At 48.3% G+C, this 9,079-nt stretch carries 9 protein-coding genes; 6 read left to right on the top strand and 3 right to left on the bottom strand.

Annotated elements, in window-relative coordinates; translation table 11 throughout:
- Positions 1-187: 187 nt before the first annotated feature.
- Positions 188-1,375 carry an acetate/propionate family kinase gene (locus tag JUF10_RS11700; RefSeq protein WP_203642516.1) on the top strand — a complete coding sequence of 396 codons (1,188 nt, stop codon included), beginning with the start codon at positions 188-190 and terminating at the stop codon, positions 1,373-1,375.
- 276 nt (positions 1,376-1,651) lie between these two features.
- On the opposite strand, the gene JUF10_RS11695 is transcribed toward JUF10_RS11700, so the two are convergent.
- Together JUF10_RS11695 and JUF10_RS11690 are read right to left on the bottom strand one after the other, a co-directional pair.
- Positions 1,652-3,274, bottom strand: coding sequence for an ABC transporter permease (locus JUF10_RS11695; protein ID WP_203642514.1), 1,623 nt, complete (start codon positions 3,272-3,274; stop codon positions 1,652-1,654).
- Between the two features lie 5 nt (positions 3,275-3,279).
- Entirely contained in the window at positions 3,280-4,173 is an 894-nt protein-coding gene (locus JUF10_RS11690; RefSeq protein ID WP_203642512.1) for an ABC transporter ATP-binding protein, read from the bottom strand.
- Between the two features lie 177 nt (positions 4,174-4,350).
- Here JUF10_RS11690 and JUF10_RS11685 point away from each other — a divergent pair, with 177 nt between their 5' ends.
- The 4 genes from JUF10_RS11685 to JUF10_RS11670 all read left to right on the top strand — a co-directional run bounded on the left by JUF10_RS11685 (position 4,351) and on the right by JUF10_RS11670 (position 8,072).
- The gene (locus JUF10_RS11685) at positions 4,351-4,989 is read left to right on the top strand and encodes a TetR/AcrR family transcriptional regulator (protein WP_203642510.1); all 639 of its coding nucleotides are present in this window, start codon (positions 4,351-4,353) and stop codon (positions 4,987-4,989) included.
- Positions 4,986-5,645, top strand: coding sequence for an HD domain-containing protein (locus JUF10_RS11680; protein WP_203642508.1), 660 nt, complete (start codon positions 4,986-4,988; stop codon positions 5,643-5,645). The genes JUF10_RS11685 and JUF10_RS11680 overlap by 4 nt, the downstream gene beginning before the upstream one ends.
- Positions 5,646-5,735: 90 nt before the next feature.
- Positions 5,736-7,139 carry an MFS transporter gene (locus tag JUF10_RS11675; protein ID WP_203642506.1) on the top strand — a complete coding sequence of 468 codons (1,404 nt, stop codon included), beginning with the start codon at positions 5,736-5,738 and terminating at the stop codon, positions 7,137-7,139.
- 126 nt (positions 7,140-7,265) lie between these two features.
- Positions 7,266-8,072 carry a chitosanase gene (locus JUF10_RS11670; RefSeq protein WP_203642504.1) on the top strand — a complete coding sequence of 269 codons (807 nt, stop codon included), beginning with the start codon at positions 7,266-7,268 and terminating at the stop codon, positions 8,070-8,072.
- 52 nt (positions 8,073-8,124) lie between these two features.
- Here the strand turns inward: JUF10_RS11670 and JUF10_RS11665 are convergent, their stop codons facing one another.
- Positions 8,125-8,349 (bottom strand): type II toxin-antitoxin system Phd/YefM family antitoxin, encoded by a 225-nt coding sequence (locus JUF10_RS11665; protein ID WP_203642503.1) that lies wholly within the window; start codon positions 8,347-8,349, stop codon positions 8,125-8,127.
- A 255-nt stretch (positions 8,350-8,604) separates the two neighbouring features.
- On the opposite strand from JUF10_RS11665, the gene JUF10_RS11660 reads away from it, so the two are divergent.
- Positions 8,605-9,066: an NUDIX hydrolase gene (locus JUF10_RS11660; RefSeq protein WP_203642500.1), complete on the top strand. Its 462-nt coding sequence runs from the start codon at positions 8,605-8,607 to the stop codon at positions 9,064-9,066.
- The last annotated feature ends 13 nt before the right edge of the window (positions 9,067-9,079 follow it).

Genomic DNA, 9,079 nt, shown 5'->3' with positions numbered 1-9,079 from the left:
AGAGGTGATATGCCTCTTTTTTTATGCAAAAATGGTGTCGATGGATTTCTCCATCAACACCAAATATCATAGAACCTTTATAACTAAAGTAATAAAGAGTTTCATCGGTGAGCGAACTTTTTCTTGAAAACGGTTACATCTTTCTTTAGACTAGGAGATAAGTCAAATGGGAGGAGTAACACTAATCATGGCAAAAACATTGGCAATTAATGCAGGCAGCTCCACATTGAAATGGAAACTATTTTCCATGCCGGAAGAAACCGTTATCGCATCGGGGATGGTCGATCGGCTGAATCTCCCGGGGTCGATCTTTAAGGTCAAGCTGCCAGATGGTAAGAAGATCGTCGACACGCAGGACAATATTACCAATGAGCTGGCGGCGGCGATGGTGCTGACCCGGCTGAAATCTTACGGCATCGTGAAGCATCTGAGCGAAATTACCGGTGTGGGCCACCGAATCGTTGCCGGTGGCGAGGTCTTCAAGGACTCCGCCGTCATTACGCCGATCGTGCTGAAACAGATTAAGGAATTAAAGGATTACGCGCCGTTACATAACCCGGTTCAGGCGTATTATATTGAAGTTTTCCAGCAATTATTGCCCGAAGCAAAACAGGTGGCCGTATTTGACACCTCACTGTACGCTGAGATGCCCGCAGTCAACTATATGTATAGCATTCCGTATGAGTACTACGATAAGCTAGGCGCCCGAAAATATGGCGCTCACGGGACGAGTCACCGTTATGTGGCCCACCGGACGGCAGAGATTTTGGGGAAGCCGCTGGAAGAGTTGAAATTGATTACGTTACATTTGGGGTCGGGGTCGTCGATTACGGCGTTTGATCACGGTCAGGCGTTGGACACGTCCATGGGCTTCACGCCACTGGCGGGTGTCATGATGGGTACCCGTTCTGGCGATATCGATGCGTCACTGGTCGCCTTTTTGGCAGAAAAATTGGGTAAAACGATGCCAGAAATGATTGATGTCTTGAATCATAAATCGGGATTGTTAGGAATCTCTGAGCTGTCACCGGACCAGCGTGATCTGGAAAAGACACAAGATGAACGGCCAAAATCCAAGCTGGCCCTGGAAATGTTTGTGAACCGCGTGGTTCGCTATGTCGGCAGTTACATTGCTGAACTGAATGGTGTGGATGCCATCGTCTTTACAGCGGGGTCCGGTGAAAATGGTGTGGCGATGCGCCAAGCCATTGCGGATAAACTCGATTACTTTGGGATTGCGATTGATCCTGCTAAGAATGATTTTCGTGGCGAAGAACATATCGTTAGTCCTGATGATGGCCGGGTCAAGGTCCTCGTTGTACCAACGAATGAAGAACTGATGATCGTTCGCGATGTGGAGCGACTAACGAACTAAATGGTCTGAAAAAACCACACCCCGACTACCAACTATGGTGGCCGGGGTGTGGTTTTTTAATTTAAGTCGTACGTTATGGACTCGGGGGAGCCAACGTAACTTCAGCATACCGGATGCTTTAGGAAATTGCGAGCATTATGATGCTGTACTAATTAGGGGCAGAAAGGTCTGAGGGACAGATAGCTAGAGGCCGTAAAGACCACGTGGGGTGATGAGTTGGGTAGGTTTGATTATTAATGATGAGGCTTAAGTGATGGCCGATATGACAACACCGTGTTAGCTCATGTGGAGGTCCCGGCGACGGTAGCCAATCCAACCGATAATCACGAGAACCAGGGCTAAGGCGACCATCCAACTAAACGTCGTCCAGTTCACATCGTGTTGCGGCACCCGAGGCATCCAGCCCGATGGCGCAAGGTTCTTGACCCAGTCGGGCAATTTTAACAGACTGCCCATGTAAACGCTGATGAAGCCTAAAGCGAGGTAGAACCAACTGAAGGCCTTCAGCCGTGGCCAACAACCGACCAGGAGAACGCTGAGCGCTAGGAATACCCAGATTTCGGGGAGCTGGGCCCAGACGCCTTGCCAAAATTCGCTGGCACTGATACCGTCCTGAACGTGTTTTAGGCTGGCGTCACCCATGACAACGATGCCGGCAAGACCACCAATGTAAGCCAAGGTGCTGGTGACAAAGGCGGTTCCAACGTAACTAAAGAGGAGTCGCGTGCGACTGAGCGGCCGGGCGTAGAGGGCTTCTAGCCAGCCGCGGGTCTCATCGCTGTGCAGCTTTAAGATGAGTTGTATGCCAGGAATGACGGCCACGGCGGCCATGACGATAGCTAATAAGGAAGTAAAGCTAAGCAAGACCTTATGATTGGCCTCGTGAACCATGGCTGTTCCGAAAACTTGTTGCATGGTCGGATTGGTTTTAAGAATATCGGCGATGGTGTTGAACACTGTGCCGTAGGCGATACCGAAGATGATGATACCAACGATCCAGCCAATGATGACGTTACGTTGACGGCGCCAAATCAAAGAAACTGGTCCGCGAAGAAAGACAGAGGCGTTGCGCCGACCTGGGCGGGTTGTGATGGCCCCGGCCCCGAGGTCTCGGTGGCTATTGGCTAGTACGGCTAGTTCAGCCAAGACGAGGGCCAACAACAAACTGAGCCAAATTGGGGCCCAGTTGGGATGGTTGTAAGGCGCTAATTTCTCAATCCATCCCAGTGGGGACCACCAGGTAAGCCGGGGATGTTGAACATCGGTGATCATCCGGGCGAGATAACTGAGGCCAAACAGGCTGTAGGCCAGCCCCGTGGCGCTAGAAGAATGGTCGGCTAACTGAGCGGTCAGTAGACCGAGAACACCAAAGAGTAGACCGGTACTGGCCAAGCCCAGTCCAATCAGCCAGTTGCCTTCGATGGTGGCCCCGGGCATGTTGGCAGCGGTCAGTCCTAGGCTGTAAAGGATTCCCAGGAAGCCATTTATGAGGACCAATTCGACAGCAGCGGCAGCTAAAGGCGCCGCCGTTCCAACTGCATGGGCTCGTACGAGTTCGGTGATCCCAAGGTCTTCTTCATAACGGGTAGCGTGAACGCTGAGTGCCAAATTCATGACGACTTGAATCAATGCCATGAAGAGTAACATTTCATTCGCAAATATTTCAGCAGTCGTTACTTTTCCAGTGAAGGAGAAGGCCCCAAACATAGCAACGATTCCGGGACTGGCTAGTGTTCCCTTAATGGCCGCAATTTCAGATTGTGTGCCGTAGATGCCTTCAAATTTCCAAGCGACACTGGTCATCAGCGCGGCAAGGAGAATGATCCACATGAGAATCCGGAACCGATCACGGCGTAAGTTCAGCCGAATCAGTTGACCGGTACGTCCGTAACGTGACATGACGGTCACTCCTTTCCCGTGTAGTAGTGCATGAAGAGATCTTCCAAGGTTGGCGGCGTACTCTGCAGCGTGATGACTTGGTGCTGGGCAAGGGCGTTCATGACGGCACTAAGCTGGGCATCCTCAACAGAGAATTGCCATTCGTGGGGGTGCTGACCTGCGGTGACACCATGAGTGCCAGCTAGGGTCGTGACGTCAAAGTCATCACCGAGAGTGACGGTGACCATGGTCCGGGTCAGGTGCCGCATTTCGGCTAAGCTCCCGGTTTCAATGATCTGGCCTTCGCGGATGATCCCGATACGGTCACACATCCGTTCAACCTCAGAAAGAATGTGGCTGGACAGTAAAACAGCTTTACCACGAGCCTTAAGGTCTAAGACGGCTTCCTGAAAGATACGCTCGTTCAGCGGATCCAGTCCGGAAGTAGGTTCATCAAAGATATAGAAATTGGCATCCTGAGAAAAGGCGGCGATGAGGGCAACCTTTTGCCGGTTCCCTTTGGAATAGGTACGGGCCTTTTTCGTTGGGTCTAAGCCGAACTTTTTAATGAGGTCGTCGGTCTTGGTGGAGTGGGTGGTGCCATTCATCTTAAGTAACAGATCAATAATTTCTCCACCAGTCAGATTGGGCCAGAGATAGACGTCGCCGGGAACATAGGCGAGGCGTTGATGGATACTAACACTATCTGACCAGACATTTTGACCAAAGATGGTGGCGTCTCCGCCGCTGGCCCGAATGATACCAAGCAGGACACGAATAGTTGTCGATTTTCCAGCGCCATTTGGTCCAATAAAGCCAAAGACTTCACCGGGGTGGACGTCAAAGGTAATGTCCTTTAGCGCCTGAAAGTGACCGAATTTTTTTTGGAGATGATTAATTTGAAGTACAGGATTTGTCATAAGCAATCCCTCCTCACAGTTTTAAAATCGTTTACATCGTAAGCCCACCGAATACGAAAGTCAACGAAAAGGTGAACTATTTATAGAAAATAGTTCACTAAAATTAAAAACGCATGCGTTTTGCGGTATGATAGAATTAACAGTAGAGAGTAAAAAACAGCATAGGTGGTGAGACAAGTGGCAACCAATCAAGAACGGAAGACCCAGCAACGTCAGCGGATTTTGGAAGCAGCCATCAAGCTATTCAATCGCGATGGCTTTAAAAGAACGCACATCACAACGGTTGCGAAGGAAGCAGGGGTGTCACAGGTAACCCTCTATAAATACTTTGATAGCAAACTAGCGCTGGGTCAGCAGGTCGTGATTGAAATGATCGTCCAAGGCTACGCTAGCTTCCAAAAGCTAATTGATGATGAGTCGGTCCCATTTCAGGATATCGTGAAGGCCATGATGGCGAACAAAGTCAAACTCAGTGATGCAATTCATCCTGATTTTTATCAATTTGTCATTGATGAGATGCGTGGTGTTTACGGGAATAGCGTCGTTAGGCAGACATATGATGATGGCGAGAAAAAGTTTTGGGATGCCGTGGTTGTTAGAGGCCGGGCAGCGGGGATGATCAATCCCAATATTTCTGATGAAGCTTTATTACTCTACTTGCACATGTACGTGACGTATTTCAGTACGGCAGATATTCCACCGGAAAAGTATCAGCGTTTGATTGATCAGCTGATGCACTTGTTTTTTTATGGTTTTGCTGGTGGTCCTGTGCCATCATCAGAACCCCAACCAACTGATCAGGAGGATGAGAAATGACAGATGAAGCAGTATTAGCAGCAGTACGGCAGTTTTCAAAATCTAAAATGGGTAATGATGAAACGGGCCATGGCTTTGACCATATTCAACGTGTCGTGGGGTTAGCTGACCGAATCTCCAAGTCATACCCCGAGGCTGACCACCTTGAAACCTTAACCGCGGCCTATTTGCATGACGTCATTGATGAAAAATTAGTTGCGGACACTGCTGCGGCTAGTGAAGAGGTCCGGCAGTTCCTGGTTGATCAGAAATTTACGACAGCTCAGATTGATACCGTGTTTTTAATCATGGACAACATGTCCTATCATAAGACCCTTGATGGGACGGCTAAACCGTTGCCATTAGAAGGTCAAATCGTGCAAGACGCCGATCGGTTAGATGCAATTGGGGCGATTGGAATTTCACGGGCAATTTATTTCGGTGGTCACTTTGGTGAGAAAATCTATGATCCGGCCGTGAAGCCGCGGACTGAGATGACGCATGCGGAGTACCGTAATCTCGATAACGAGACCATTATTAATCACTTCTATGAGAAGCTCCTTACCCTCAAGGATTTAATGAATACGACAGCAGCGAAACAGTTGGCCGAACATCGGCAACAGGTCATGCTCGATTTTCTAGCCGAATACAAGGCTGAATGGAACGCGGAAGCTTAGGCAACCGCGTTTTTTTAATTTAACCATGCAATTTCAGCCCAAAATGCGTATGATGGAAAGTAATGCTATTAAGAGAGAAGAGAGATTTAGATGCAAACAGCGATTCAGCCTGAGAAGGTGCCCCGCAAGAACTTAATTGCGATCTTTGCGATTGCATTGATGGCGTTCTTAGGGATTTTGGTAGAAACGTCAATGAACGTGGCGTTTCCAGCGTTAATGAAACAGATGCACGTGTCATTGAACACCGTACAATGGCTCACAACGGGCTATCTCCTGACGGTAGCGCTCCTCATGATTACGTCGGCCTTTTTAAAGCAACGTTTTACGAACAAGCAATTATTCGTGGCCGCCGCAATGGCGTTTATTTTAGGAGATTTGATTTGTGCGCTCGCAACCAACTTTCCAATCTTACTGATTGGTCGATTGATTCAATCAGGGTGTGCGGGCCTAGCCATTCCGTTGATGTTTAATATCATCGTAGAAAGTGTTCCCCGTTCGCGCTTAGGTTTTTACATGGGGATGGCTGGTCTGATCCTGATGATTGCGCCGGCCAGTGGCCCAACATTTGGGGGCCTCATGGTTTATCTGGCAAATTGGCGCATGATTTTTTGGTCAACGTTGCCAGTTGAAACATTGATTCTGATTTTAGGGGTCACAGCGATTAAGCAATTCTCAACTGTGAAGCAAGTTCGCTTCAACTGGTTACAGTTTATCTTGCTGGCAGTGGCTTTTATTAGCTTCACCCTAGGCGTTAACAGTGTGTCCTCGGCTGGAATCTTAAGTTGGCAGTTCTTGGGCGGCGTCATTCTGGCAGTGGTTGCCGTTTTACTGTACGTTCAGGTCTCACGCCGCAGTGAGCAACAGTTGCTGAAACTGGAAATCTTTAAGAATCCGGTCTTTACCTACAGCTTCTTTGCTTACGTTATCCTCCAGTTCTGTAATATCGGGATTAACTTTGCACTGCCAAACTACGCGCAAATCGTGGTGGGGGCGACATCTCTGATCGGTGGTCTGATGTTGCTTCCAGGTAGTCTGATTACGGCGATTCTCCAACCTTGGTTTGGCCACTTGCTGGATGAACATGGTGCTCGGTTACCAATTTTGCTGGGAAGTAGTCTATTTCTAGTTGCAGCGTTGATCTTTACGGTATTTGGGCAAAATCTGAGTATCGTTTTAATTTCGGCTATGTATATTTTGTTCAGTATCGGTCGCTCAATGGCTTTCAGTAATACGCTAACGAATGGGTTAAAGGAAGTTGATATCAGCCAACGGGCGGATGCCAATGCCATTTATAACACCGGTCAACAATTTGCCGGGTCACTGGGGACAACGATTTTGGCTGCACTAATGTCGTCCGTGAAGGTGAGTGGCATGTCCTACGCCCACGAGACGGCGATTGGGAGCCAACTGGCATTTGGACTGATCTTTGTTCTGAGTATTTTGAACTTTGGCTTCTACTTCATTGTTTTCCGTTACCAAAAAAATGATAAGTAACTGAGGGACTCTTGCCGTATTGGTGAGAGTCCTTTTGCTGGCATCTTAGGTAGTTAGTCGAGAAAAGTATCAAGATATTTGGTAAGCTAGCGGTGGAGTGAATTTTACTAATGGGAGTCGGTAGCGATGAAAGTAAAGAGATTGTTTTGGGGAATACTGGTGCTATCCGCTGTGCTGGGATTAACGGCTTGCGGTCAAACCACAGCACCCGGATATCAAGCGAAAAAGACGATTCGAACGGGAAAGTTGCGGGCCACGACCTTTTCGCTAGTGTCTAGTGCAGAGAACTCGAGTTTGAATTACCAAAAGCAATATCGGTATATTGAGGACATTGGGGATGGTCGGGGTTATACGGCCGGAATTATCGGCTTCACATCGGCCACTGGTGATTTACGAACGGTGATCCAACGGTATATGCGGCTAAAACCGCATAACAATCGTTTGCGAAAATACTTGCCTGCGTTACGTCGCGTCGACGGGACAGCCTCTCATCGGGGACTCGGACAGCATTTTGTGAGTGACTGGCATCATGCAGCAAAAGGTATTCAAATGCGTCACGCCCAGGACGCGGTGGTCGATCAAGTTTACTTGCGGCCGGTTCTAAGGGCAGCTCAAAAAGATGATCTGAGTCCGTTGGGGCAGTACATCTACTACGACGCCATGGTCGTTCATGGTCCGGGACAAGATGCCAGTAGTTTTGGCGGTATTCGCCGGCAGACACTCAAGTTAGCCCGTTCACCTAAGCAGGGCGGGGACCAAGCCACGTACTTGAAAACTTTCCTGAAGGTTAGAACGCGTGTTATGCGGCAAGAAAAAGCACACAAAGACCTGTCTCGATTAAACGTTCAGCGGCGGTTTATCGGTGATAAGAATTATCGCTTGGTTCGGCCGCTGAATTGGAAAATGTACGGCGATTCATACCATTTAAAATAGTGGTCACCCAAAAGCATTGTCAGGTAGACAGTGCTTTTTTGCGTCCCAAGGATTAACTCACATCAGCCTCTAAGTCTAGTTGTTGGAGTGCCGCGGGTAGTGATCCGGTTTCCCAGAGATAATTTAGCTCAAGCAGTTGGGCATAACGGTCTTTGCTCATGACGACCACGCTGTGCTTTGCTGGTAGCTTAATTTCAATGGCTTGCTGGGTCGCGGCGACTTGGTGAAGAAGCTGCTTGGTATGTGCATGAAGCTTGGCGAGTTGGTAGGTTTTCATGGGGATATCCTCCTAGATGTTGGCTGGGTGTCTTTGACAGTAATCGTAGTATAGCAGGTTTTAGTAGCACTCGACAGAACAAATGTTCGCATAAAAATTATGATAATAGCGCGTGCCCAGCGCACACTAAGCGGCGGTGATTTTAAATTTATTTAATTGTATGGGAAGTCTACAAAACAATTAGAATATTGACATTTTATTTTAATTATAGTTTAATTATTTTTAAGCAATCATGAGCGCTGAGGAGGAATCCGTATGGCAGATTATATTCAAGAAATTCGGAAAAAAGTTGGCAATAGCCCGATTATTTTAACTTTTGCTGGCGGCGTTTTAGTCGATCATCGTCGGCGAATCTTGCTCCAAAAACGGTCGGATTTTAATCGCTGGGGGCTTCCCGGTGGTGCCCTGGAATTTGGTGAAAGTGCACGGGAAGCTTGTATTCGCGAATTTAAAGAAGAGACCGGATTAGACGTTGCGGTTACTGGCCTTCTCGGGATTTCTTCTAATCAGATTCAGCGGTATCCCAATGGTGATGTTGCCCAAGCGGTGGTCGTGACCTTCGCTGTCGAACGGACCGGGGGCCATCTGCACCCTGATCATGATGAGACGTTAGCATTGACCTATTTTTCGGCCAAAGAGTTACCACCCCTGTTAAATGAGCAGCATGAACTGGCGGTCCAACATTTTTTCGCCGGTGAGTATCCATGGTACGACTAAAAAGACGTCATCA

Origin of the sequence: Levilactobacillus andaensis (genome assembly GCF_016861695.1) — a bacterium.
GTDB lineage: Bacteria > Bacillota > Bacilli > Lactobacillales > Lactobacillaceae > Levilactobacillus > Levilactobacillus andaensis.
This window is presented reverse-complemented; position numbering and strand designations above follow the sequence as displayed.